Raw genomic sequence first — 23,271 nt, forward strand, 5'->3', positions numbered from 1 at the left:
GGCTTGTCCGAATAACAAGACATGCCTATTAGATGGATATGAGGCGCAACCTTGATATACAATACCCGAGATTCATAGAAGCGTATGAGATTGCGCTTCCGAAGCCGCCGTTTTGGCGGCTTTTTCATGTTTGATTCTTGTCACCATGGTTTATTCTGACCCTCGCGGATTCATTGCAAATAAGAAACTGAATCAATATAATGGATATCATGGGTCTATGGTAAATAAATTAATCCAAAGGAGGAAACCGCCATACAGTTTTCCAAAAGCGTTGATTATGCTCTGCACGCCTTAATTCATCTGGCTCAATCGGAGCGTGACCACAACATCGGAATCAAGGAGCTGTCTGCGACACTAGGCGTTTCGGAAAGCTATTTGTCCAAAATCATGTCCAAGCTGAGACAGGACGGCATCGTGCGTGCCGTGCCGGGGGTAAACGGAGGTTATGAGCTGGCAAAGCCGGCCCGGCAGATTACATTTTTAGAAGTGATCCAGGTGATCGAAGGAAGGCAGCAGCTGTTTGAATGCTCTAATCTCAATTCGCAGCAGCATCGATTGCTGACCGAAGAGAAGCCTAGCGACAGGAACGAAGATAAGCCGGGTGCTTGCGTATGTCTGGTCAAACAGGTGATGGACGGTGCGGAACGGCAGTTGAATCAATACTTGGAGGAGCAAACGATCCAATCGGTATTGGATGCTGCTTCCAAACGCGGCAGCTGCTCGACTAACAAGGAGTGACGAAACAGTTGAACTTCGCTTCGGAGGGATCCTTATCGATAAGCTATACGAGAAATTGCAAGGGTTTGGGGAAAGAGAGAATTGGCTTTTACTCCGTCGGTTGCTGAACACAGCGGTCCAGGATGCCACGAACGTCGGACATGAAGAGAAAAGGGATGCTGAGCGATTGTACAAGCTGATCGAACACCATGCAGAGATCGTTCACCATGAGCGGCTGCAGGAGGAGAATCTCCAAACGCATGTCCATATCATTTTCAGTCTCTCGAATGCCGGTTCATTAAAAGTGGCGCTCAGTCAAGTGGGGAAACGAGAGAAATCCCGCGTATTAGCATTTAATGACTGCTTTTCCACTGGCCCTATCAGGGATTTAAGCACAGCGGAAGGGCAGCAGCGAAGGGAAATCTGGTTGATGGAACATGACAGAGATTCCTACTTCTACAACATCATAAACAAAGACCACCAAATCGAACGCATGATTAAGATGTTAAAAACCATATCGGAGAGCAAGACCGTGGTCATATGGTGCGCGGATAACGCTCATGATCAAACCGGGCTTCGCTTTGCATCGTACTTGCTGAGGGAGCGGAAACGCCCGATTCATGTGGTGAACGTGACGCAAATTCTCAAAGAATCGAGTTTGCAGCAGAATAAGGGCGAGACTCCAGTCTATCAATCAAGGATCGAGCGAGGGACCTACATCGAAATCGTCAAGAACTGCGGTGATGGGATCCCGCTGGATTCGGATCTAAGGAAAAGGTACGAATCCGAATGGCTGGAGCTGGCAGGACAGGATCATGTCCTTCGATTCTGGGAAGAGGACAGGGTCATCGGCTGCGAAGAGGATCGAATGGATGCACTTATCTTACAATCGGTCGCTGAACTGCAAGAGCAGCACCATTCTGGTGATCTGGTTAAAGCAGGAGATGTCTTAGATAGTATATTCGAAATTTCACGCCAATACGTAAGTTATTCTTATATCATGTATAGGATCTGGTTTTTAGTCAGTGAAGGTATTCTGACGTTCAAGGGGTTACCTGGCTTTCCCCATCAATTTTCGATAGGTTTGCCTAAAGCTTAAGGAGCCGCCAAATGGGCGGCTTTTTTGATTTGAATGGAAAATCCATTCGCATCTTGGCATGGTTTTCCTTGGATTTGTTGCAACCGCAGGTTATTTACAGTAAACTGACTGTTACAACTTGTTATACGGAAGGATGAAAGATAACCATGACCATACCTTCATTGCATAGAATTAATGAACTGAGCCGCAAGCAGAAGACCGAAGGTCTGAGCCAAGAAGAATACACTGAACAGCAGCAGCTTCGTCAGGAATATTTGCAAGCCATCCGAGGGCAGGTTCTCTCGACCATGTCTACGCTGAAAGTTGTGGACCCGAATGGCGAGGACGTTACCCCGGAGAAACTGAAAATAACGCAAAAACAGAATACGTCAAAGCTCCATTAAGCTTCGAGCTTGGTTAGTTTCTGTTTTGGATTCATTGGTCTCCGCACCCGCACAGGGGTAGGCAAACGTTTACCCTGTGTATGGTGTGGAGTTTTTTTGTGCGGAATGAACTTTTATCATTGCTTCTTGCTCTTATACATGAGAGAGGGGGAGAATATGCGAGTAAGCCGTCTTGTGAAACAAGCCAAACGAGGAAATAAGGAAGCTCTATTACAGCTGATCATAGCCGACCAGGACGCTTATTATCGTCTAGCCTACAGCTACATGGGAAATGAGCATGACGCGATGGATGCCATGGAAGACATGATCGTTACGCTGTATGAAAAGCTGGATCAGTTGCAAAAGAGCGAAGCCTTTTATAGCTGGAGCAAAACGATTCTAGTCAACCGCTGCAAAACACTACTCCGAAAAAATAAACGATTTCTTCCGCTGGGAGACGATCAGGAAACTGCTCTTATTACTTTAACCGATGATAATCCCTATCGCTATGCGGAGTCTGAGATGGATATGCAAGTGCTGCTATCTCATCTGAATCCAAGGCAGCGAGAAGCGATTGAGCTCCGCTACGTGCATGATTTGCCGTATCAGACCATAGCCGATATGACCGGAGCACCGATCGGCACGATCAAATCAAGAATTTCGCAAGGCATACTGAAACTGAAAGTCATGATCGGAGGTGATCGCCATGAGAACGATCGAGGAGAAGCTGCAGGAGCATCAGCAGACCCTGATTTCCGTACAGGCCCCGCCAGAACTTGAAGGGCGACTGCGGCATGCGCTTGAGCTAGTTCCCGCCAAGAAAAAGGACCGGAATCGAGCTTTTGCATGGGTTGCATCCATAGCTGCGGCACTACTCCTGATTGTCGGTACCTATCAATATCCTGCGTTTGCTTACTATGGCGTCAAGCTGCTGGATAAAATCGAACTGAACTCACTTAGCTTTTCTGAAGTTACGGAGCAAGGGTATGGACAAACGGTCGGCAAAAGCAAAACGCTGGATGACGGTACGGTCATAACCATTAATGGAGTCATCGCGGACGATAACGCCTTTCTCATGTATTACAGTATCGATCGACCCGCCGGCAGCGTGCTTTCCGACAACGGTTCTTTTCGTTACAACGTTGGTGGAATACAAGGCTTCATGACGGATTCCCGTCCGAGAGAAGGAAGCGGCAATTATAGCAAAGACGAGACTCGGTACGAAGGCGTGTATAAATTCGAGCCGGTCAGCCCATTTTCCAGAACATTAACCGTTACCTTCAGTGAGTGGCTGGATAACGGGGAGAGGGCAGCTTATCCGGTCTCCTTCAAGTTTGAAGCGAACCAAGCGATGAAAAGTATGATTAAGGAGGATATTTCAAAATCCGTTTCGGTTGATCAGGGAACTGTCCACTATGACTCGATTACGGCTTCACCAACTTCTACCATCGTGAAGGGTCATTACGAATTTGGGGACGAGGGATTTCCCAGATTTCCTGGCAAAACCAAGCTTTATGTCAATGGCACGGAAGTGAAATTTTGGGGAATGCGGTCGGATCGATACGCCGAAAAGGGTATCCCAGGATTTGAACTGGAATACGACGTCCTTCCTACAGATCAAATAGAGACGATTGAAATCGTTCTTAAAACTTTCGATGGATATCAGAAAGTAGCAGAACCCATCTCCCTTGCGTCACCGTCTGATCAATCGATCCAGGTTGGCAATGAGAAGTTATGGCTACGAAGCGTCACGAAAACCGATGCCGGTTATGATATCGTGATAGCCAGAAAACAATTTACCATCTTGGAAACGGATCAATTATCCGTACAAACGGGCGGGAAGAAGGTTCCTGTATCGTCCATATCCAGATCACGTCCTTGGGATTTGAAAAACGGCAATATCCTATGGGAGCAGACGTATTCATTTGACACAACGAATAGGCCGGAATTCCTGTTGCTGGATGGATACCGTTACATTAAAACCTATGATCAAACCGTATCTATCCCAATAAAAACCCAAAAATGATGAGCGAGCCACGATAACAGAATGATGAACGCCACGATCAAATTCGAAAATAAAACGAACCATTCCAATCAAGGAATGAGTTCGTTTTTTTCGGTTCGTTTCGTTCTGATGATGATTTCAGGAATCACGATCAGCAGCGCAATAGAGCCGTATAGGCCAATGGTGTAGCTTGTGGCGTAAACCATGCCGAAACCCTGATGAACAAGAGAAGTGATAAGATGAATCAACAGGTTCGTGAAGCAGAAGGCGTAACTCCGGATCATCCAGTTCCGGTGCCGGTCGATTCGTTTCCTCTTGATTTGGATGAGCGCCATAATGGTGACAAACAGCCAGATCAGATTGAGCGCGTTGAATCCCATGCTGCTGATTTTTCCGCCGGTGGCGTAAGGCGCCATATATCCGGAGGTCAGGACAACCAGCAGTACGGACACGAGGTAGACGTAGCCGTTGAAACGATGGAACCGTAGGCTTTTTTCAAACATACGATTGGAAAAGTTGATCAAGCCCGTCGCCATGGCCAGACATGCAAATCCAACATGAACGTACATGACATTCAACCAGACCGGAAGATTCAGCTCCCGCTTCAGCCCGGTTTTACGGCTTAAAAAACCAGCAGCACCGGGATCGATCCAATAGTTTTTGACCAGGGCGTATAGAATAAATACCAGGCTGACACAGGCCAGCAGCCGGTATAATGATTTCCTTTTTTTCATGCAGTTCCACAACCTCCGACTCTTAGGAAACCCGTGTTCCTGTTAATTTGGATGCCGGCAGCATGCCGGCCTTGGCGCTTCCGGTCATAACATCACCGTCCGCGGTAACTTCGAATTTCAGGTTCAGGCGCATGGGTTTCGTGATGGGAAGCGACCAGGCCAGCTTGTCGTTCTGGAACACAGGGCTCCTGAATTGGATGGTTTCATCTCCTTGCTTTGCCGTACCTTCAATGATGTCGTTCCTTGCCGATATGGATAACCTGACTTCCATTTTCCCGACGGGCGTAGCAATGACCGTATCCCAATCCCCTTCGAATATAGAAGCCTGCGTGAGTTGATGATCCGAGGCTGCGTTACTCAACACCCCATGGTTTGTTGCTGTGATCAGTTCGTTGTCGGCCGGCAAAGCTTTTTGCGTGCTTGGTGCGAGGCCGATCCCCTTCCAAACCGTTCCTCTTCGTTCGTACTCGAATAATTGCTCTACCGCGTGTGCGATACGAGGTCCAAGTTCTCGTTCCACCAGGTACAGCGCAACATCAAGCCCGGATGTGACACCGCCGCCGGTAACCAGGTTGCCGTCGTCCACGACGCGTGCCTTGATCGGGACTGCCCCGGTTGCATCAAGCAAACCCATGCCGAGGTGATGCGTTACCGCAGTTCTCCCTTCCAATAGCCCTCCCATGGCCAGCAGCAGCGAGCCGCCGCATACGGTAGCGACTATGATGTCCTGCCGGTCGAGCGCCTGCCCGATCATACCGGTCAATTCGGTATTCATGGCCCGGCCCAAAATAGCTGGGATCGAATAGGGGCCATCACCGTCGACCTCGCCCGACGCTCCTGGTACGAGAATGATGCCCGCGCATTCCGGATTCAGTCGGCTGCTGGCTTCAATTTTTAATCCGTTAACGCCGCTAGCCACAGTCCTTGACCCTTCTGCGGTGACCAATTTCACGTTTAACTCATGCTCTGCATACGACGCAGCCGCGCTAAAAACCTCGTAAGGCGCAATGGCATCCAGCAGGTCGAAACCATCAAATAACACGATTTGTACAGTTAGCATATAAATCCTCCAGTCATTATTTGGTCAGAAGCTCTTTCAGCATGCGATATTCCTTCTCGTCCAGCTCACCCTTTGCCAATCGGTTCTTCAACATCAAAGCAATGTCCCTGTCCTGCAGATTTCCGTTTTTGTAGCGATGACGAATCGCGTAGATTCGAACAGCTGCTATACAAAAAAGCGTAAGACAAAACAAAACGCCGAAAGGAAAAAACGAAAACCCGTCGTTTTCCAATCCCATAAGATAACCTCCCTATAACATGAATTGCCCGGACGACCTCCCGAATGAAGCCCCGTCCGTGTTCGCAAATAGAAGTTTAACAAACGAATATCTCAAACGAAGTCGTAAAAAGGTCACAAAAGTATAAACAAACCATCACAATTCAGGGGCTCTCGTCGGTTCCCGCAAAAAAAAATGATAAACTAGATGGCAAAGGTGGGATTTGCATGAGCGGAGACAATACGATACTCGTTGTAGACGATGACCAAAGCATCGTCGAACTATTAAGGGACTTTCTTGAGAATGACAGCTTTCAAGTGAAGACTGCTTGTGATGCGGAGGAGGCGTGGGCCATATTCCAACAGTATCCCATTCATTGCATGGTTCTGGACATCATGATGCCGGGACAAAATGGATTTGAGCTGTGCCGCCGGATAAGGGCGGAGAGCCATGTTCCGATTCTCTTTTTGAGTGCCCGCAGCGACGACGTGGACAAGATCCGGGGGCTGACGCTCGGCGGCGACGATTATATCGTCAAAACGGCTTCGCCCGGGGAGATCGTTGCCCGCGTGAAAGCCGTACTGCGGCGCTCCGCGACCCGGCAGCCAGTGGAGGGCAGGGTGTTGGATTACGGCCGCCTCCGGTTGAATTTGTCCACAAGAGAAGTGGTCGTGGAAGGCAATAACGTCGTGCTCACGCCGAAGGAGTTCGAACTGCTGCGATTATTCGCCGAGCATCCTAGACATGTTTTCACCTATGACCAGCTGCTTGCGAAATTTTGGGACGGGGTGGGCGACAGGCATACGATCCGCGTCCATCTCAGCCGGCTACGCGAAAAAATCGAAGCCGATCCGAACCAGCCGCAATTCCTCGTGAACGTGTGGGGAGTAGGCTATCGCTTTGAGGGTGGTTGACATGAAGACGCTGCGCATTCGTACCTTTACCATGCTTTGCTTTTTCTTTATCCTTCTGTTACCGTGGATCTTTTTTGTCACTGTCCATTTCATGGAGACCAAGACACTCAGCTTCGAAAAAGGGCGTCTGCAAAATGAGACGCTGCAAAGTAATTTATCGGAAATAATACACTTCATTGAAGCAGGCTCCGGCCAATGGACGGAACCGACTTGGCAAAATCAATTGAAAACGGCGCTGCATGAAGCGAAAATGGATGCTCTTATTCAATCCGCGGAAGAGCGGGAGCTGTATCGTTCTAATCCGGAACGCAGCGGTACGTCTTTGTCAACGGAACGATTCTCCGTCATCAAGGATGGTCAATTGCTGGGTAGGGTAACTCTGTATTTGCCAAGAACCAATGAAAAACAGGTCATGTCGGCATTTGCGGGACTGCTGCTTGCTATCTTGATTGTCGGAATGGGAATGAGACGGTTCGTGCTCAAACCGCTTGAGAAGATGGGGAATGCAGCCAGGCAAATCGCGACAGGCGATTGGAACGCGCGGTTGCCCTCATCCAGGGTCGCCGAAATCGCCGAAGTACGCGATGGATTCGAAGTGATGGTGAAGGGGCTTGAGAAATCCTATCAAAAACAAGCCGAATTGGAACAGGAACGCCGATTCGTGATTGCTGCCGTTGCGCATGATTTGCGGACGCCGTTGTTTGCGTTGCGGGGTTATTTGGACGGCTTGGAACAAGGAATCGCTCAATCCCCGCAGATGGTCGCCAAATACGTAGCGGTATGCAAGGAAAAATCGGTGCAGTTGGATCGTCTCGTGGAGGATCTTTTCACATTTACGAGGATGGAATATTTGGAGGCGGAACTTAGCGGCAGCATCGTTGATTTGAAAGATGTTATCCAGAATTCGATGGACAGCCTGCGGCCGCTGGCGGCTGACAAACAAATTACCATTGCTGAACAATCCATGGGCGATTGTCTCCTAAGCGGCGATGCGCATTTATTGGAGCGCGCCATGAATAATCTCATGGACAATGCCGTCAGACATACACCCTTGGATGGTGAAATTGCTGTGCGATGCTGCAAGGACGGCAACCGGATCAGGTTTACGATACGCGATACCGGACCGGGCTTCTCCGGGGAAGAGCTGGAGCGCGTTTTTGAACCCTTGTACCGTGGGGAAGCGTCTCGAAGCCGATCAACTGGAGGCAGCGGTTTAGGGTTGACCATTTCACAAAGAATCATAAGGCGGCACGGAGGTGAAATAACCGTCAGCAACCATCCGGAGGGAGGAGCGCTGCTGGAAGGATGGTTACCTGCCGCAACCTCCGAACAATAGGATATGGATGGTTGTTAGACTTATTCCTCTCACTTACACGCTTAAACAGCCGCGAATAATCGCGGCTGTTTTATGATGAACATCCATATGGACTCAATCCACCGATCAGCCGGATTTGGATGAACGACCTCCTTTGATTAATATAATCAAAGCAAGAAGCAATGGCAGTCCGATCTGAAAGATGGGAAAGTGGTATTTCAAATTTTGAGCGAACCCGATCCAGATATGATAAATAAAGTTCGGCGAAGCGAACGATATGGTAAAAATGAAAGCACCCACGATCACGGTGGTTTTTTTATGGCTGATTTTGATCAGGCTGGAGAGACCGAGTACGGCACCAAGGTAGAATGCGGTCATTTTTACGAAAATGCCGATATAGATCAGTAAGATGATCAACGGGTCCAAACGCTCCAGAAAATCGGCGATTTCGATGAGACGAACCGACCGGAGCAGCGGAAAAGTCGATATGCTCGTTATGGAGGGGTCCAGTATCGCAAGATTTAATATGTTGAATATCATTAAAAAGATGCCTACGAATATGTAGGAAGACAAGGATGTCTTGGACAGCGTTTTCTTGTCATCGAGATGATTCCAAAACATGAGAAAGACCACGATTTGACCGAACGGAAAACTAACCACCTCCGGCAAAGCTGCTTGCAGCACCGGCCGGATTCCGTTTTCAAGCATGGGCATAAGGCGCTCAAGGTGAATGATCTTCGAACCGATGAACATGAGAACGATCAAGATATATCCGATTATCGTAAAAGGAAGCAGAAACTCGGTGACGCGAAAGAATACCTCAATGCCTTTCCAAACGGCATAACCGGACAGCAAGACCATCAAGAGAATCAGGATGAACAGCGGCGTGCTGGGGAGAAAGGAGATATTGATGATGTCCGCGAACTCGCGGGTATTTCGCATGGATTCATATGCAAAATAAACAATATAGGCTGCAGTAATAAGGGAGCCCAAATATTTCCCGAAATGCCGATTTAGAATTTGGGGAAGTCCATGCTCCGAATTTTTGTTCTGGATATAGAGGTAGACGCACAACAGCAGCAATCCCGCGAGCATGGCAACCAGCACGACCAACCAAGCATCTTGTTTAGCTTCAATCCCCAGCTCATACAATGGGGTGCTGCCGATCATAAACAAGATGGTCATGGCTATGATTTGGTATTTACCGATCTTCTCCATTGGGGACCTCCTTGTTGTAGGTATCGATTGCGGTCTATTCATTGGGTTCAATCAGATTCGAGAAGGGTTTATTGATCATATTCGTGTGCTCCACGTTGACTTCAATATTCAGGTCGAGTTCCAGCTCCTGAAGCGGCTGTTCCAACTTTGAAAGGCGTTTGCTGGCTGCCGGATATCTTCTGTGAATCATGTCCAAAAAACCAACCACATCCACATTCAAATCCTTCATCCTTTTCCATGTAGTCAAGACTTCTTCCTTGATCTGCTCGGCTATCGCTTCCTCGAGTTTCGAAATGACTTCCGGTTTCGTCAAATCCATCGTACAGCTGGTTTCATCAAGAGCCCCCTTGGTTTGAATATGGACCAACATGTTGACAGAACCGTTGACCATTTTGGGGTCTACCCGGGTCGAGGAATGGGTGACGCGGTAACTCGATAACCGGGTAGCGTCTTGATCGCTGCATGGGGTAACAATGATCAGGTTTTTGACGCTGTTCGAAAGCCAAGCGACGCCTCTGCTTTCTCTTCGCTTCATCCATCCGACCAGTCTGTCTCCCCGAAATACGCCCAAATCCCCAAGTTTGAGTACCGCTTGATTGCGGGTCGACTTTAATGCATCCAAGGTGGATTGCTCCTCTTGATTGCCGGACACTCTCAACTCGGGTGCCATGGCGCTTTGGTACGGATTGGCGACCATGGATGCAAAATCGATCAATTTAATATTTTTCACCTGGGACAGATTTTCTTGCCCTTGCGTAATGACCCGTTGAATCGCATTGCCCGATATTTTCTCCAAAGGAATAAGCACTTCCAACAGATTGGAGGCTTTGTCCTTGGTCAGCAGAACCGACATGGTTTCCCGGCTTTCCATGGGGCGGAGGAAAAAATCAAGGATTTGTTGTACGCCTGCGTTCCGAACGACTTGTTCATTGATAATCAATATGGAGTTATGGGCGAAAAACAACGCGCGCGGCGCTTCTAAATTCGCATTCTGCATGGCTTCGCGAATGGTCTTGCCCCTGGTGGAGAAGATGGTGATCGGAGATTGACTTCCCCCGGATCCACCCCCGGTCTGAGTGGCGATGGACTGCGGAATGACGACTTGGAAGGAGATGATCCATTCGTCTTCGCTGCGGTCTATGGACGTCGCCGAGACAATGCTAAGCGAGTTTAACTCTTTACTGTCCCAGCAACCGTTGAGAAGCAACGAGGCGGTCATCATGAGAATCAGGAGTTTTAGCTTCCGGTTCATCTGTTCTTCACCTCCGATTTATACCATTTGTATACTACTTGTTACCATCGGAAGGCGATGGACGCTGGTTCATTTTTTGCCGTTTCACGTTTTTACGATTGATTAAGGTGGGTCTTGTCACCATCGCCCACCATGGAACTCGCACCAGCACGTCTTTTTGGTCTAACGGGATAAATGGAGCGAACGGCGTAAGATACGGCAAACCGAATGATCGCAAGCCGGCTAGGTGGATCAGCATGGCAAGTAATCCTGCCATAATCCCAAAGAGCCCTAAAGTTGCCGCCAATATCATAAAACCGAATCGAAGCAGTCTGGCGGAGTTGGCTATGCTCACGGAAGGCGCAACAAAGCTCGCGATGGCGGTAAATGCAACGATGATCACCATGGCAGCAGACACTAAACCTGCCTGTACAGCGGCTTGACCCAGTACTAATGCGCCTACGATGGATATCGCAGAACCCATCGCCCTGGGCATGCGCACACCGGCTTCCCTTAATACTTCGAACGTAATTTCCATGGCCAAGGCCTCGACAACGGCGGGAAAAGGGATGCCTTCCCGCTGTGCTGCAAGGCTGATTAGCAGGGTCGTTGGCAGCATTTCTTGATGGAACGTGGAGATGGCAATATAAAGCGAAGGAAGAAGCATCGACACCACAAAGGAAATGATGCGCAACAGGCGCAAAAAAGTGGCGATATCGAACTTTTGGTAGTAGTCTTCGCTCGATTGAAACAATTTGAATATGGTGATGGGAGCAATCAGCGCAAACGGTGTCCCATCAACCAAAATGGCGATTTTCCCTTCCAGGATCGCACCGGCGATAGCATCGGGTCGCTCCGTATTGGTGATGGTCGGAAAGGGGGTGAATGTTGTATCTTGTATAAACTCTTCGATATACCCGCTCTCCAGAATGCTGTCGGTATCGATCCGGTCTAAACGATTCAATATTTCTTGTACGATCTTATCATTGGCGATGCCATTCAAATACATAACGGCAACATCCGTTTGGGTGACGCGGCCAATCTTGCGATCCACGATCCAGAGGTTTGGGCTTTTAATCTTCCGACGGATCAAGGCGGTATTCGTGCGGATATTTTCGGTGAAGCCTTCCTTCGGGCCGCGAACGACGGTCTGGGATTGAGGCTCTTCTACTCCGCGTTCTTCTCCTCCGATAGAGCTGGCGATAACGCCATGAGAGGATCCGTCGATGAGAATGACAGTATTGCCTTCAAGGAGGGCAGAGATCAATGGCTCCATATGCTCCAAATCGCTGATGCTGCCAATGGATAAGAAACGGTTTTTGATAATGGACAAGATTTCTGCAGGGTCAGAGGTATGCAGTTCTTCGTCGTAATCCTTTGAGGTTAAGGATTGCATGATCGAGTGATTGATGGTGAGCGTATCAACCAATCCATCGATATAAATAACGGCCAGGGTATGTTCGCTTCCAAGCATATGACTTAGGGTGCGAATGATGATATCCCGGCTATGGCCGGTTTGTTCCCGGATTCTATGTAAATTCTGATCCAAGCGGTCGGATAGACGAGAGGCTTCGGCGGATTGCTTCGTTTGCTCGTTAGGATGAAGCAGGGCCGTATTCGATGGGGGTTGCTTTGTTCGTTTAAAAAAGGCCACGGGATCAGCTCGCTTTGACAAGATTCATACGATCTAAAGTTCCCTAATTCTGGTTTAATATTCTTTGGGCGAACCGCTCGAGATCGAACCGGTTATCGTCTCACTTCTCGGAAACCGTTAACCCGTCTGATCTCATCGCTTTTGTGAATTTGCGAGGCAGGTTAGTTTAACTATAAGTGTTTTTTCGTCTGCACAGATCGGCGAATCAATGGTATTTTAGAGTTAGCTTGGATCTCTCGAATAAGTGGAAAAAAACTTGGAGGCTTAGGGTAATGAAAAAAAGGCTTGAAACACGGATAGAAGGGGACTGCATTGTGCTCCGTCCCGTAAGGGAAGATGAATTCGATGTATACTTCGAATTATTGCAGGATGCGGAGTCTAACCGATTAACGGGAACGCAGCAGACGTTCACCAAGGATTCGATTGCGGCTTGGATTCATAACATCGGCTACGCCCATGAGGATCGCCTGGATATGATGATTGCGGAGAAGGAAACGGACGAATTAATCGGAGAAGTGGTCCTGAACGAAATCAACCTCAACAATCGCAGCGGCAATATCCGCATATCGATCTCCGGTCGGCACAGCAATAAAGGATACGGCACGGAGGCCTTGAAGCTTATGCTGCGTTATGGTTTCGAAAGTTTACGTCTGCACCGTATCGAGTTAGGCGTATATGCGTTTAATCCGCGGGCCATCCATGTCTACGAGAAGCTTGGCTTCGTACGGGAAGGTACCCTGCGAGACTCGCTATATTGGGACGGAACATTCCATGATATGATTGTAATGTCGATTCTGGAGGAAGAATATCGGCAGCTGCCATAGTCATTCCTGTATCCCTATATCATATTACGAAAGAAGTCGCCAGAATTGGTCATAACCCTGTCAAGTAGACAGTACAAAAAAGACAAGATTTAAGCTGCGGCCGTTTCCCGGTATTCTACCGGGGAACGGTCGTTTAATTTTTTCTGGAATCGGTTCTGGTTATAGAACAGAATGTATTCACTCACTTGCTGTTCAACCTCAGCTTTGTTTGCTGCCTCATTCAAGTATATTTTCTCGCTCTTCAAATGAGAGAAGAAAGACTCGATACAGGCATTGTCCAGGCAATTTCCTCGCCTAGAGTGACTGCCTAGCATGCCGAGTTGTTTCAGTTTACGGTTAAATGGTTTTGACGTGTATTGAAATCCTTGATCTGAGTGTAGGATTACCCCACTCACATCCACGTGCTGACGGAGTCTATCCAGCGTTTCATGAACCAAAGCGAGGTCATTTCGTTCCGATAAATGCCAAGCTACAATCTCGTTATTGTATAAATCCTGAATCACAGACAGGTACACAAATTGTTCTCCAGCACGAATATAGGTAATATCTGTGACCAGTTTAGTTCGTGGCGTATCCGCCTTAAACTGGCGTTGAAGCCGATTCGGATTCACCACGGAAGCTTGTTTTCCAAAGAATCGACGCTTCTTCCGAATGACAGAACAGATTTCTAATTGTTTCATTAATCGATACACCTTTTTGTGGTTGACCCTAATGCCTTCCCTCCGTAAAGCTACCGTCATTCGAAGATAACCAAAGTAGGGATGAATGCGATGGATGGCAAGCAGATGGGATTCCAATTCATGCTGCTTTTGTCTACGTTCTTTTGCCGCTTGCAAGCTCTTTCTCCACTTGTAATAGCCTGAACGGGAAACCGCGGCTAACTTCAAGAGCCAAACAAGACGATGGCGTACTCGCAAGTCCTCTATGATCTGAAATCTAGCAGCTTTACTCGTCACTCCTTGTGCAGATTTGGATACTGCTTTTTTAAATATTCAATCTCCGCTCGCAAGTATGCCATCTCTTCTTCCATACTGGAAAACTTCGTTCTGGGGCGTCCCCGTTTGGATGTGGCAGGTTCTAGGCTCATTCCACGTTTCGTTTTCGCCGCCCATACTTGTACTTGAGATTTATTTTGAATACCTAAACGTTTTGCTACTTCACGAATACTCATATGTTCTTCATTGACCAGTCGGGCCGCCTCCAATTTTAATTCCAAGGAGTACCGTTGGTAAGTTTGTCCTTTTTTAGCCATGAAAAAATCCCCTTCGTTAGGCAAGATTAAGTCCATCTTAACAGATGTCTTTTTTCTCTTGTCTACTAAAAGGGGATAATACCAGAATCGGCGACTTCTTTATTTGCTTTTATAATTGGAGGTTCTTCTTAATGAGATGTCGAGAAGCGAAACCTCTTGGAGCTCTCTTAAGTGAGTTATTCAAATTACTAACGATAATGTATAAAAATCCAAACTCAGTTGTAAAATCCAGGAACCAGCTTTCGATACACTGGTCAAGGTAGAGGGAATTTAGGTACAATAGCTATACATTCTCACTATTTAAGATCGGAGACAGCGACTATGGAGAATCAGAGAAAAATCATATTATTTCAGGGTGATTCGATAACCGACGGCAATTGGGGAAGAAATCAGGACCCTAATCATATTTTGGGACACGGCTACGTCTATCTCATAGCAGCGCAGCTCGGATTGGAATTCGCCCAGAGACAGCCGCTATTTATAAATCGCGGGGTCAGCGGCAACCGCGTATCGGATTTATATGCTAGATGGAACGAAGATGCCTTTAGCTTGAAGCCTGATCTCATCAGTATTCTGGCAGGTGTGAACGATGCAGGCTGTATCCTTCAAGGTCAGCCCCAAGGAGCAACAGACCGTTTCGAACGAATCTATCGCCAGCTGTTGAGCGAAACAAGGGAAGTTCTCCCGGAAACCGGCCTGGTGCTGTGCGAGCCTTTTGTTTTGCAAACGGCGGCTACCGCGAATGGATGGGATCAATGGCGCAGCAAGATCGATGAATACGGTTCAATCGTACGGCAGCTGGCAGAGGAATATCACACGCTTTTTGTTCCATTGCAGGAAGTATTCAACCAAGCAGCCCAAAACGTTGCGGCGGAATACTGGTTATGGGACGGTGTTCATCCTACGGCAGCGGGACACCAGTTGTTGGCCAGGGAGTGGCTAAAGACCGTCCAGCAAAGTGACTTGGCTATCCGATGATGAATAGGAGTTCTATAGATATGAAGTCTCATGTATCCGACCGGATTAAACTCCCTCCGGGATTTTGGACAGGATTAAGACAAATGGGGATTGCCGCTGAGGACGTGGCCCGCAAAGCGCGCTTGCCGCTTACGATCATCACTGGAGCGGAAGTCACCACCGCCCAATACTTCGCGATTTGGCAGGCGTATTCCGATCTCGTGGGTGATCTGGCCAAAGGCATCGTCGAGCTTGCAACCGTTTTTGAAACGGCGAAGTACCCGCCAACCGTCTTAGCGACTTACCACGCTCGTGACTATCGCGAGGCTTTATATCGAATGTCCCGGTACAAACAGCTTTGCCCCCCTGAAGGTTTGCGTATCACCGAGGAGGGCGAGCTCTGCACGATTGATCTGGAGTGGGGGAACAGCCTGCAGACCGGTCCGCCGATGCTGGTCGGAATCACGCTGGCATATCTGCTTGAGCTCGGACGCCGGGGGACAGGTCAACCGTTGAGGGCACGACTCGTGGAATTTTCCGAGCCTATGGGCGATGTAGAGACTCTTGAAGCTTTTTTTGGCTGCCGAATCCGGTTCGGCGCAGCACGCAATCGGCTCTCGCTGCTTCGACAAGATCTGGATCGTCCCTTTATCTCTTACAATGAAGAACTGCTGGAGATTCTGACTCCCGCCCTGGACCGATCGCTTGATGAACGGCGGAACAGTCGTTCCGTTTCCGATGTGGTCAAATGGTTCTTGAAACGCTGCCTCATCGGAGGGCGTCCCGACATTCACGTTGTCGCGAAAGAAATGGGAATGAGCGACCGTACCCTGCAGCGCAAGCTGACAGATGAAAACACGAGCTACAAGCAGCTGTTGACACAAGCCAGACATGAGCAGGCGATCGAGTATTTGGCAGACCCTTCTATCGATATTAAAGAAGTGGCGTTTATGATTGGTTATGCAGACCAGAACTCATTCTACCGCGCGTTCCGCATGTGGGAAGGCGATACCCCTTCGAATTGGCGCGCTGCCAACATGGATACCCGCTCGATGGCAGCTATTCGGCCTGAATTTCCGAATCTTCAGGAATGAAGATTTCCAACCAGATTCCAAAGATTCCAAGTGTGGCGCGAGAAGCAAGAACTTTGGCGCCATGGGCTAGTTACCCGTCTATCCATACAAGGTAATATAATCATGATCCAAATTACAAAGGAGAAATGTTTATATTATGGATATGGAATTAAACAATAAAACAGCGTTGGTTACAGGCTCTACAAAAGGAATAGGCAAGGCGATTGCCATTGAACTTGCCAGAGAGGGAGTCCATGTTCTCATTAACGGACGAAATGATGAAGAGGTTGAACGAACCGTACATGAAATAAAATCGAAATTTCCGAATACCTCTCCGCAAAAGGCAACCGCCGATTTGGTGGATATCGGTCAACGAGAGGCTCTATTCGAAAAATACCCTCATGTTGATATTCTGGTTAACAATATGGGGATATACGAAATCATGTCGTACGAGGACGTTGACGATGAAGTATGGGAGACATACTTCCGCACCAACGTGCTTGCTGCAAACGGATTAACCAAATTTTATTTGCCTGGCATGCTGAAGAATGATTTTGGCCGCATTATCTTTATGGCGAGTGAAGAAGCCGTGATGCCTTCCGGACAAATGCCGCAGTACTGCATGACAAAATCCATGCTGTTATCCTTGGCCAAAAGCTTGTCCAAATTAACGAGAGGAACTGAAGTTACCGTCAATACGATCATGCCGGGACCGACTCTCTCCGAGAACGTGCAGCATATTATCGAAGGTATATACGCGAATGAAGATATGACCTTTTCGGAAAAAGAGAAGGCATTCATGGCTGCGAACCTGCCTCAATCTGAAATTCAACGATTCATTAGGCCTGTTGAGATTGGTAGACTGGCAACATTTCTATGCAGTCCCTATGCTTCTGCGTTTAAAGGTTCTCCTATTCGTATGGATGGGGGAATGGTTCCGACCATTTTCTAACGTTCATGAAATAACAATGTTGGCTTCAAACAACAAAAGCTTGGGATCCCAATTTGAGATCTCCAAGCTTTTTTGTTGTTTTGCTGTAATGATGGGTGTTACTCGCTTATCAGCTCCAGCTTGTTCAGCCTTTTGTGGTACACCATGCGAGACAGTCCGATGCTGATCTCATATAAGAGGAACAGCGGCACGATGACGAGAATATCCGACACAAAATCCGGCGGCGTTATGGTGACGGCTGCAATCGTCAGCAGCAAATAGGCAATTTTCCGCATTTTCGATAATCGCAGCGGATTCAGAATGCCGATCGACGTTAAGAACATGATGACAACCGGCATTTCGAACAGAACGCCGAACGGTACGGTCATATTGATCATGAAGCGGAAGTATTTTTCGGCGGTATAGGCCGTAATGAAATGATTCGAGAGCGAATCCAGGAAGGACAGGACCATAGGGTATACGATAAAGTAGCCAAAGGCCAGGCCTGCGAGAAAGAGTCCCCCGATTGCGGGGATATACGCCAAGGAAGCCCGGCGTTCCACGGTGCTCAGACCGGGGACGACAAATCGCCATACTTGAAAACCGGCTACCGGCATCGTCACCGCAAGGGCGATCACGCCGGCAATCATGAAGTATACCCATATCACATCCGTCGGTCCCAGCACTTGGAGCTGCCCTTCAACGTCGCGAGTCAGCATTTCGTACAGCGGTTCCACATATAGAAAAGCGGCACAAAGGGCCACCAAGAAGGTGCCCAATGTGATGAGGATCCGCTTACGGAGCTCCGTTAAGTGCTCTAATAGATGCAGCTCCTGCTCCTGTCCCTGCTCGGTCATTTCAATTTGTCTCCGTCTTGGATATCTTCCGCTGAAACCAGTTCCCGCGTGGAGTTCTTGAATTCGCTGAGCGTTCGGCCGAAGGCCCGTCCTAGTTCAGGCAGCTTCGAAGGGCCGAAGATAATCAAGGCGATCAACAAGATGAGAATCAATCCTGTCACGCCGATGTTTCCTAGAGGCATATGATCAACTCCTTTAGCTATTTTTTATCCGAAGCCATCCGAAGCAGCTCCGAAATATCCCTGGCTATCGACTCGTCGCGCGGTGAATCATGCAGCTTCGTGGCAATGCGGTCAATCAGCGCAGGTGCTTGCGGATTGGTCACCGTTAGAATTTGCACTTCTTCATTAAACATCTTCTTCACTTGCTCTTTGGCTTGCGACATATTATCGTTGTCCACGGCCTTGACTCCCATTACACCTTCGTTCGGCTCACCTTTGCCCGACATTCCTTCCGTCTGACTTAACACCTTCTTCTGCATGCTGTCATAGTGGTTGGAAGAAACCTTTGATTCTGCGCGTGCCAGGACAATCGTGTCATTCAGGACAAAAGCTTTCACTCCGTCAATGCCTTGACCTGCAAGTCGTGACTGTACATGGGAAGAGACGCCGCCTTCATGCAGGCTGGATGAACCGATCATGCTGTACACGGACATGCCCATACCGCTTGTGGTTTTGCCTTGGACGTTGGTTGTTTCGGTTTTCGGCCCATGATAGCTCGGAATCACATCGGCACTGTGCAGGTGAACGGAGTCGGCATTACCTGGCTGGGTGGACTGCGCATTTTGTTGATTATCTGTTTGATTCAAGCAGGCTGTTAATGAAAGAAGCAGTACGGATCCCAAGAGGGGACCTTTCCACCTGCTCCAAAATGGTTTCATGAGCATTCGCCTCCATATCGGTAGTAATTTTATCATGCCCGGTTGGAGAATAATGTATGAATGAAATTTTGATGGGGACAATACCCATTATTCAAAATGATGAAGAGTAGGGGTGCTGAAAGTTTGAGCGAACAAGACCAACAACAAACCAAACCAGCGAAGCCTGACGGCTCGCAGACGATGTCACGGCGGAAGTTCCTGAGAAACTCCGGTTATGCCGTGGGAGGTGTCGTGCTGGGCGGTGTACTCGGATATCTTCTGCCAAAGCAGAAAACTCCGCCTGCAGCACCGGCGCCTGCGCAGAATGAAAACAACTACAACCAAGCGTTAATGTTCTTTAACCAAGAACAATATAGGATCACGGAGGTAGCCGTAGAGCGCATTTTTCCGGCGGATGACAATGGTCCTGGAGCCAAAGAGCTGGGCGCTGCATTTTTCATCGACCACCAGCTGGCCGGTGATTGGGGTTTCAATGCAAGAGATTATATGCAGCCCCCTTTCTATGTTGGAGAGAAAACGCAAGGCTATCAGGGCCGATTAAGACGGCGAGAGATATTCTACATCGGTCTCCGCGAGATTCAAAACTACAGTCAGAAAAAGTATCAAAAAGACTTCCCGAGCCTGGCGCCGGAGGAACAGGATGCCGTGTTAACTGCCTTTCAGAACGACGAGGTCAAATTGACAACAATCTCGGCCAGCGGGTTCTTCAACCTGCTTCGCAGCAGCACATTGGAAGGAGTCTACAGCGATCCCCTATACGGTGGCAATAAAAATATGCAGGGCTGGACGATGCGCCAATATCCGGGTAACCAAATGGCTTACACGAATATTATTGAGAAGAATTTCACCGTCATCCCGCCGAAGAGTTTAAAGGACCACCTATAACAGCTCATCTATAGCGAAAGGAGTACGCAAATGGCCAAAAAATTACCGAAAACGGATGTTGTCATTATCGGCGTCGGCTGGGCTGGCGGGATTATCGCCTCGGAATTGACCAAGAAGGGTTTATCCGTCGTCGGTTTGGAAAGAGGCAAAGAAAGGGTAACGGAAGACTACTACATGGCTCACGATGAGCTCCGTTACGCGCTTCGGTACGATTTAATGCAGGACCTTTCCAAAGAAACGATTACCTTTCGCAGCACCGAAAAAATACGTGCACTGCCGATGAGGCAGTACGGGTCGTTTCTGTTAGGGGAGGGACTGGGAGGAGCCGGCGTGCACTGGAACGGGCAAACGTTCCGTTTCCTGCCCTACGATTTTAAAATCCGGAGCATGACGGAAGAGCGTTATGGGAAAGATAAAATACCGCCGGAAATGACGATCCAGGACTGGGGCATCACCTACGATCAGCTCGAGCCGTATTTTGATAAGTTCGAGAAGACGACCGGCATCTCGGGCGAGGAAAACCCCTTGGCAGGGAAACGTTCGAATCCGTACCCTACGCCGCCCATGCTCCACACGCCATCCATGAAGATGTTTGCGGATGCTGCGAAAAACCTGAAGCTCAATCCGTATACGGTTCCTTCTGCCAATCTGTCAGAAAGCTACACGAATCCGGATGGCATATCAAGAGCCGCATGCCAGTATTGCGGATACTGCGAGCGGTTTGGCTGCGAATACGGAGCGAAAGCGGATCCTGTCGTTACCGTAATTCCTGTTGCGAAAAAAACCGGAAAGTTCGAAATCCGAACCCATTCTTATGTTAGAAGAATTCTGCATAAGGGCGGAAAGGCAACGGGCGTCATGTACACGGACCTCACGACCGGAGAGGAAATCGAACAACCGGCGGATATCGTAGTATCCACGGGATACGTATTTAACAATACCCGTTTGATGCTCCTCTCTAAAATCGGCAAACCATACGACTCGTCCAGCGGGACGGGCGTGATTGGCAAAAACTATGCCTATCAGGTGATCAAGGGGAATGCCGCCGGATTTTTTGAGGATAAATTCAATCTGTTTGCCGGTGCGGGAAGCCTAGGTATGGGTCTGGACGATTTTAACGGCGACAATTTCGATCACTCGGACTTGAAGTTCATTCATGGGGGGAACATTGCCCACACCATAACCGGACAAAGACCCATTCAAAACAATCCGGTTCCGGAAGAATCACCGCGCTGGGGAAAAGAGTTTAAGGCGAATTCCTTGAAGTATGCAAACAGCGTGCTGTCCGTAGGCTCTCAGGGCTCATCAATGCCTTTCCGGCATCACTATCTGGATTTGGATCCAACCTATAAGGACGCATTCGGAGACCCGTTGATTCGAATCACGTTTGATTTCGAAGAGCAGGACCGCCAGTTGGCCAGGTACCTTTCCGATCGCTGCGCGGAGATTGTGCAGGAGATGGGAGGCCAGAACATTATGAAATTGAAGGAACTGGGACCTTACGAAATTACGACATACCAATCGACTCATAATACCGGCGGGGTCATTATGGGAGAGAACCCTGGCAATTCGGCCGTCAACAACTACATGCAAATGTGGGATATGGAAAATTTATTTGTGGTAGGCGCATCCGCTTTCCCGCATAATAGCGGCTATAATCCGACCGGGACGGTCGGGGCTCTTGCTTATCGCACAGCGGAGGGAATTGTGGAATACAGCAAAAAAGGCGGGCTGTTAGTATAGCTTGCATTATACAAAAGGAGGCAGTTTCAGAAATGTTCAAAAAAGGGTTACTGTTTGTACTGCTATTGACAACTTTTGCTTTTGCAGCGGTAGCATGCGGCGGCAATAATACATCCGAGCCTGCTCCAGCTCCTGCAGAAAACGGCGGGCAAGCTCCGGAAGGAGCAACCGGCGGGGATGCCACCAACGATGAAGCCATGTCACTGTACAATGCCAACTGCATGGCTTGCCATGCTACCGATTTAGGCGGAGGCGGAAGCTTTCCCAGCCTGCAAAACGTAGGATCCAAATATGATGCCAGCCAAATTGCCGGCATCATCACGAATGGGCGCAATGGAATGCCGGCATTCCAAGGCAAGCTGACGGAAGACGAAATTAATGTACTGTCCCAATGGTTGGCTGCCAAAAAATAAGACGAACCGATTGAAAGAAAGCAGGACCCTCATGATACAATGCAGATACGGATGCATTGTAATCATGAGGGTTTATTATATTGTACAAGGAATTTTGAAACGATCTAGGAGGGGCTTTGAGAAATATGACAGAAGCATTTGTATCCCCCTATAGTACCTGTTCCCTGGATTGCAGTTCGGTCGTTTGTTTTTTTGCCGGTGTTCTGACCTATCGGAATAACTTTGAAGACGCAGCCAGCGAGATAGCCCGAAGATACCCAAATGCCAAAATTGTGATGATCTTTCCTTACGGGATGGCCAACGGCAGGGAGGGGGCCGCTTTATTCCGTCTGTTGGCCCGGCAGCTTACTCAAGTCGGCTATGATCTGGCGCGTGAGTGCTCCCTTCGAGTAATCAACGCTGCGGAGATCCTCCGCGACCATGCCGCAGGCTGCGACCGCCTGATCCTGATTGGGCACAGTGCTGGAGGCGTAGTTGCCTACCGGACAGGATTATATATGAAAGAGAAGTTTGGATTGCAGGAAGTTCAGGTGTTTGCCGTGGGGTGTCCCAAATTCTATTTGAAGGATATCCCCTACAATAACCGGTTTACATATATCACGGGCCAGAAAACGGACAGGATCACCCAAATCGGCAGCTGGCGCAAACCCGGTTCGAGAGTGTACCGGGGAAGGCCGGGGCGCGAGATTCAATTGGATTTTAATCCGAATCATCAAGGATGGCGGTTTCATGCGTCCTATTTTCTGAAATCGGCCTGGACCGATTCGAACCAAACGTTCCGTACCAATTCGGAAGACCTGGTCTCCAAAATCCATGAATTGGACTCAGAGAATGAATAGTTACCGTAATAAATATTATGTAAACTAATAATTTCTTTTGCTTCCTTTACCGAAAAGGTTATACTAATCATTGGGTTTATACGATCGTCAT

Annotated in this window: 25 protein-coding genes; 15 read left to right on the forward strand and 10 right to left on the reverse strand. The window is 48.5% G+C overall.

Features of this window, described 5'->3' with window-relative positions; genetic code table 11:
- Positions 1–252: 252 nt before the first annotated feature.
- The 5 genes from M1D70_RS14665 (at position 253) to M1D70_RS14685 (ending at position 4,204) form a co-directional block, all read left to right on the forward strand.
- Complete coding sequence (locus tag M1D70_RS14665; RefSeq protein ID WP_433942113.1) at positions 253–738, forward strand: Rrf2 family transcriptional regulator; 486 nt, start codon at positions 253–255, stop codon at positions 736–738.
- 100 nt (positions 739–838) lie between these two features.
- The gene (locus M1D70_RS14670; protein ID WP_456290284.1) at positions 839–1,816 is read left to right on the forward strand and encodes a DUF1835 domain-containing protein; all 978 of its coding nucleotides are present in this window, start codon (positions 839–841) and stop codon (positions 1,814–1,816) included.
- Between the two features lie 146 nt (positions 1,817–1,962).
- Entirely contained in the window at positions 1,963–2,199 is a 237-nt protein-coding gene (locus M1D70_RS14675; RefSeq protein WP_009590590.1) for a DUF896 domain-containing protein, read from the forward strand.
- A gap of 156 nt (positions 2,200–2,355) precedes the next feature.
- Entirely contained in the window at positions 2,356–2,958 is a 603-nt protein-coding gene (locus M1D70_RS14680) for a sigma-70 family RNA polymerase sigma factor (RefSeq protein ID WP_036671485.1), read from the forward strand.
- On the forward strand, positions 2,885–4,204 hold the full coding sequence (locus M1D70_RS14685; protein WP_456290285.1) for a DUF4179 domain-containing protein: 1,320 nt from the start codon (positions 2,885–2,887) through the stop codon (positions 4,202–4,204). Before M1D70_RS14680 ends, M1D70_RS14685 begins: the two co-directional genes overlap by 74 nt.
- A 68-nt stretch (positions 4,205–4,272) precedes the next feature.
- Here M1D70_RS14685 and M1D70_RS14690 read toward each other — a convergent pair whose 3' ends face one another.
- The 3 genes from M1D70_RS14690 to M1D70_RS14700 are packed head-to-tail and all read right to left on the reverse strand — an operon-like array spanning position 4,273 to position 6,215.
- A complete protein-coding gene (locus M1D70_RS14690; RefSeq protein WP_456290286.1) occupies positions 4,273–4,917 on the reverse strand; it encodes a DUF2306 domain-containing protein in 645 nt (214 codons plus the stop codon).
- 22 nt (positions 4,918–4,939) lie between these two features.
- On the reverse strand, positions 4,940–5,977 hold the full coding sequence (locus M1D70_RS14695) for a DJ-1/PfpI family protein (RefSeq protein ID WP_456290287.1): 1,038 nt from the start codon (positions 5,975–5,977) through the stop codon (positions 4,940–4,942).
- 16 nt (positions 5,978–5,993) lie between these two features.
- Complete coding sequence (locus tag M1D70_RS14700; RefSeq protein ID WP_456290288.1) at positions 5,994–6,215, reverse strand: hypothetical protein; 222 nt, start codon at positions 6,213–6,215, stop codon at positions 5,994–5,996.
- Positions 6,216–6,421: 206 nt separating this feature from the next.
- On the opposite strand from M1D70_RS14700, the gene M1D70_RS14705 reads away from it, so the two are divergent.
- Positions 6,422–7,108 (forward strand): response regulator transcription factor, encoded by a 687-nt coding sequence (locus M1D70_RS14705; RefSeq protein WP_456290289.1) that lies wholly within the window; start codon positions 6,422–6,424, stop codon positions 7,106–7,108.
- A gap of 1 nt (position 7,109) precedes the next feature.
- Positions 7,110–8,444: a sensor histidine kinase gene (locus M1D70_RS14710; RefSeq protein ID WP_456290290.1), complete on the forward strand. Its 1,335-nt coding sequence runs from the start codon at positions 7,110–7,112 to the stop codon at positions 8,442–8,444.
- 105 nt (positions 8,445–8,549) lie between these two features.
- Here M1D70_RS14710 and M1D70_RS14715 read toward each other — a convergent pair whose 3' ends face one another.
- Genes M1D70_RS14715 through M1D70_RS14725 form a run of 3 tightly spaced genes read right to left on the reverse strand, consistent with a single transcriptional unit; the run spans position 8,550 to position 12,526 of the window.
- Positions 8,550–9,641 carry a GerAB/ArcD/ProY family transporter gene (locus tag M1D70_RS14715; protein ID WP_456290291.1) on the reverse strand — a complete coding sequence of 364 codons (1,092 nt, stop codon included), beginning with the start codon at positions 9,639–9,641 and terminating at the stop codon, positions 8,550–8,552.
- 34 nt (positions 9,642–9,675) lie between these two features.
- Positions 9,676–10,893 carry a Ger(x)C family spore germination protein gene (locus M1D70_RS14720; RefSeq protein WP_456290292.1) on the reverse strand — a complete coding sequence of 406 codons (1,218 nt, stop codon included), beginning with the start codon at positions 10,891–10,893 and terminating at the stop codon, positions 9,676–9,678.
- A 34-nt stretch (positions 10,894–10,927) separates the two neighbouring features.
- The gene (locus M1D70_RS14725; RefSeq protein WP_456290438.1) at positions 10,928–12,526 is read right to left on the reverse strand and encodes a spore germination protein; all 1,599 of its coding nucleotides are present in this window, start codon (positions 12,524–12,526) and stop codon (positions 10,928–10,930) included.
- A gap of 272 nt (positions 12,527–12,798) precedes the next feature.
- Here M1D70_RS14725 and M1D70_RS14730 point away from each other — a divergent pair, with 272 nt between their 5' ends.
- Positions 12,799–13,350 carry a GNAT family N-acetyltransferase gene (locus M1D70_RS14730; RefSeq protein WP_456290293.1) on the forward strand — a complete coding sequence of 184 codons (552 nt, stop codon included), beginning with the start codon at positions 12,799–12,801 and terminating at the stop codon, positions 13,348–13,350.
- An 89-nt stretch (positions 13,351–13,439) separates the two neighbouring features.
- On the opposite strand, the gene M1D70_RS14735 is transcribed toward M1D70_RS14730, so the two are convergent.
- Positions 13,440–14,602, reverse strand: a protein-coding gene (locus M1D70_RS14735; RefSeq protein WP_456287407.1) for an IS3 family transposase whose coding sequence is annotated in 2 segments (ribosomal slippage) — positions 13,440–14,338 and positions 14,338–14,602 — 1,164 coding nt in all. Because the reading frame shifts where the segments join, the coding sequence is not laid out codon by codon here.
- A 321-nt stretch (positions 14,603–14,923) separates the two neighbouring features.
- On the opposite strand from M1D70_RS14735, the gene M1D70_RS14740 reads away from it, so the two are divergent.
- From M1D70_RS14740 to M1D70_RS14750, 3 genes are all read left to right on the forward strand, one after another.
- On the forward strand, positions 14,924–15,580 hold the full coding sequence (locus tag M1D70_RS14740; RefSeq protein WP_456290294.1) for an SGNH/GDSL hydrolase family protein: 657 nt from the start codon (positions 14,924–14,926) through the stop codon (positions 15,578–15,580).
- 20 nt (positions 15,581–15,600) lie between these two features.
- The gene (locus M1D70_RS14745; protein ID WP_009590290.1) at positions 15,601–16,653 is read left to right on the forward strand and encodes an AraC family transcriptional regulator; all 1,053 of its coding nucleotides are present in this window, start codon (positions 15,601–15,603) and stop codon (positions 16,651–16,653) included.
- A gap of 136 nt (positions 16,654–16,789) precedes the next feature.
- Positions 16,790–17,584: an SDR family NAD(P)-dependent oxidoreductase gene (locus M1D70_RS14750; RefSeq protein WP_456290295.1), complete on the forward strand. Its 795-nt coding sequence runs from the start codon at positions 16,790–16,792 to the stop codon at positions 17,582–17,584.
- A 98-nt stretch (positions 17,585–17,682) separates the two neighbouring features.
- Here the strand turns inward: M1D70_RS14750 and tatC are convergent, their stop codons facing one another.
- From tatC to M1D70_RS14765, 3 genes are read right to left on the reverse strand one after another with little or no spacing between them, the layout of a single operon-like run.
- Positions 17,683–18,420, reverse strand: a complete 738-nt coding sequence (gene tatC / locus M1D70_RS14755) for a twin-arginine translocase subunit TatC (RefSeq protein WP_009590273.1) — start codon at positions 18,418–18,420, stop codon at positions 17,683–17,685.
- Entirely contained in the window at positions 18,417–18,602 is a 186-nt protein-coding gene (gene tatA / locus M1D70_RS14760; protein ID WP_015735144.1) for a twin-arginine translocase TatA/TatE family subunit, read from the reverse strand. Before tatA ends, tatC begins: the two co-directional genes overlap by 4 nt.
- A 17-nt stretch (positions 18,603–18,619) precedes the next feature.
- Positions 18,620–19,300, reverse strand: coding sequence for a hypothetical protein (locus M1D70_RS14765; RefSeq protein WP_456290296.1), 681 nt, complete (start codon positions 19,298–19,300; stop codon positions 18,620–18,622).
- A gap of 123 nt (positions 19,301–19,423) precedes the next feature.
- Here M1D70_RS14765 and M1D70_RS14770 point away from each other — a divergent pair, with 123 nt between their 5' ends.
- The 4 genes from M1D70_RS14770 (at position 19,424) to M1D70_RS14785 (ending at position 23,180) form a co-directional block, all read left to right on the forward strand.
- Positions 19,424–20,185, forward strand: coding sequence for a gluconate 2-dehydrogenase subunit 3 family protein (locus tag M1D70_RS14770; RefSeq protein ID WP_456290297.1), 762 nt, complete (start codon positions 19,424–19,426; stop codon positions 20,183–20,185).
- Positions 20,186–20,215: 30 nt separating this feature from the next.
- A complete protein-coding gene (locus tag M1D70_RS14775) occupies positions 20,216–21,928 on the forward strand; it encodes a GMC family oxidoreductase (protein WP_009590224.1) in 1,713 nt (570 codons plus the stop codon).
- Positions 21,929–21,960: 32 nt separating this feature from the next.
- Positions 21,961–22,341, forward strand: coding sequence for a c-type cytochrome (locus M1D70_RS14780; protein ID WP_009590251.1), 381 nt, complete (start codon positions 21,961–21,963; stop codon positions 22,339–22,341).
- A 125-nt stretch (positions 22,342–22,466) separates the two neighbouring features.
- Positions 22,467–23,180 (forward strand): alpha/beta hydrolase, encoded by a 714-nt coding sequence (locus M1D70_RS14785; protein WP_456290298.1) that lies wholly within the window; start codon positions 22,467–22,469, stop codon positions 23,178–23,180.
- Positions 23,181–23,271: the final 91 nt, after the last annotated feature.

Source organism: Paenibacillus sp. AK002, assembly GCF_053903045.1.

Excerpts from the sequence above, each read along its gene's own strand:
- M1D70_RS14675 (WP_009590590.1), top strand. The coding sequence starts at position 1,963 with ATGACCATACCTTCATTGCATAGAATTAATGAACTGAGCCGCAAGCAG.
- M1D70_RS14680 (WP_036671485.1), top strand. The coding sequence starts at position 2,356 with ATGCGAGTAAGCCGTCTTGTGAAACAAGCCAAACGAGGAAATAAGGAA.
- M1D70_RS14685 (WP_456290285.1), top strand. The coding sequence starts at position 2,885 with ATGAGAACGATCGAGGAGAAGCTGCAGGAGCATCAGCAGACCCTGATT.
- M1D70_RS14690 (WP_456290286.1), bottom strand. The coding sequence starts at position 4,917 with ATGAAAAAAAGGAAATCATTATACCGGCTGCTGGCCTGTGTCAGCCTG.
- M1D70_RS14695 (WP_456290287.1), bottom strand. The coding sequence starts at position 5,977 with ATGCTAACTGTACAAATCGTGTTATTTGATGGTTTCGACCTGCTGGAT.
- M1D70_RS14700 (WP_456290288.1), bottom strand. The coding sequence starts at position 6,215 with ATGGGATTGGAAAACGACGGGTTTTCGTTTTTTCCTTTCGGCGTTTTG.
- M1D70_RS14705 (WP_456290289.1), top strand. The coding sequence starts at position 6,422 with ATGAGCGGAGACAATACGATACTCGTTGTAGACGATGACCAAAGCATC.
- M1D70_RS14710 (WP_456290290.1), top strand. The coding sequence starts at position 7,110 with ATGAAGACGCTGCGCATTCGTACCTTTACCATGCTTTGCTTTTTCTTT.
- M1D70_RS14715 (WP_456290291.1), bottom strand. The coding sequence starts at position 9,641 with ATGGAGAAGATCGGTAAATACCAAATCATAGCCATGACCATCTTGTTT.
- M1D70_RS14720 (WP_456290292.1), bottom strand. The coding sequence starts at position 10,893 with ATGAACCGGAAGCTAAAACTCCTGATTCTCATGATGACCGCCTCGTTG.
- M1D70_RS14730 (WP_456290293.1), top strand. The coding sequence starts at position 12,799 with ATGAAAAAAAGGCTTGAAACACGGATAGAAGGGGACTGCATTGTGCTC.
- M1D70_RS14740 (WP_456290294.1), top strand. The coding sequence starts at position 14,924 with ATGGAGAATCAGAGAAAAATCATATTATTTCAGGGTGATTCGATAACC.
- M1D70_RS14745 (WP_009590290.1), top strand. The coding sequence starts at position 15,601 with ATGAAGTCTCATGTATCCGACCGGATTAAACTCCCTCCGGGATTTTGG.
- M1D70_RS14750 (WP_456290295.1), top strand. The coding sequence starts at position 16,790 with ATGGATATGGAATTAAACAATAAAACAGCGTTGGTTACAGGCTCTACA.
- tatC (WP_009590273.1), bottom strand. The coding sequence starts at position 18,420 with ATGACCGAGCAGGGACAGGAGCAGGAGCTGCATCTATTAGAGCACTTA.
- tatA (WP_015735144.1), bottom strand. The coding sequence starts at position 18,602 with ATGCCTCTAGGAAACATCGGCGTGACAGGATTGATTCTCATCTTGTTG.
- M1D70_RS14765 (WP_456290296.1), bottom strand. The coding sequence starts at position 19,300 with ATGAAACCATTTTGGAGCAGGTGGAAAGGTCCCCTCTTGGGATCCGTA.
- M1D70_RS14775 (WP_009590224.1), top strand. The coding sequence starts at position 20,216 with ATGGCCAAAAAATTACCGAAAACGGATGTTGTCATTATCGGCGTCGGC.
- M1D70_RS14780 (WP_009590251.1), top strand. The coding sequence starts at position 21,961 with ATGTTCAAAAAAGGGTTACTGTTTGTACTGCTATTGACAACTTTTGCT.
- M1D70_RS14785 (WP_456290298.1), top strand. The coding sequence starts at position 22,467 with ATGACAGAAGCATTTGTATCCCCCTATAGTACCTGTTCCCTGGATTGC.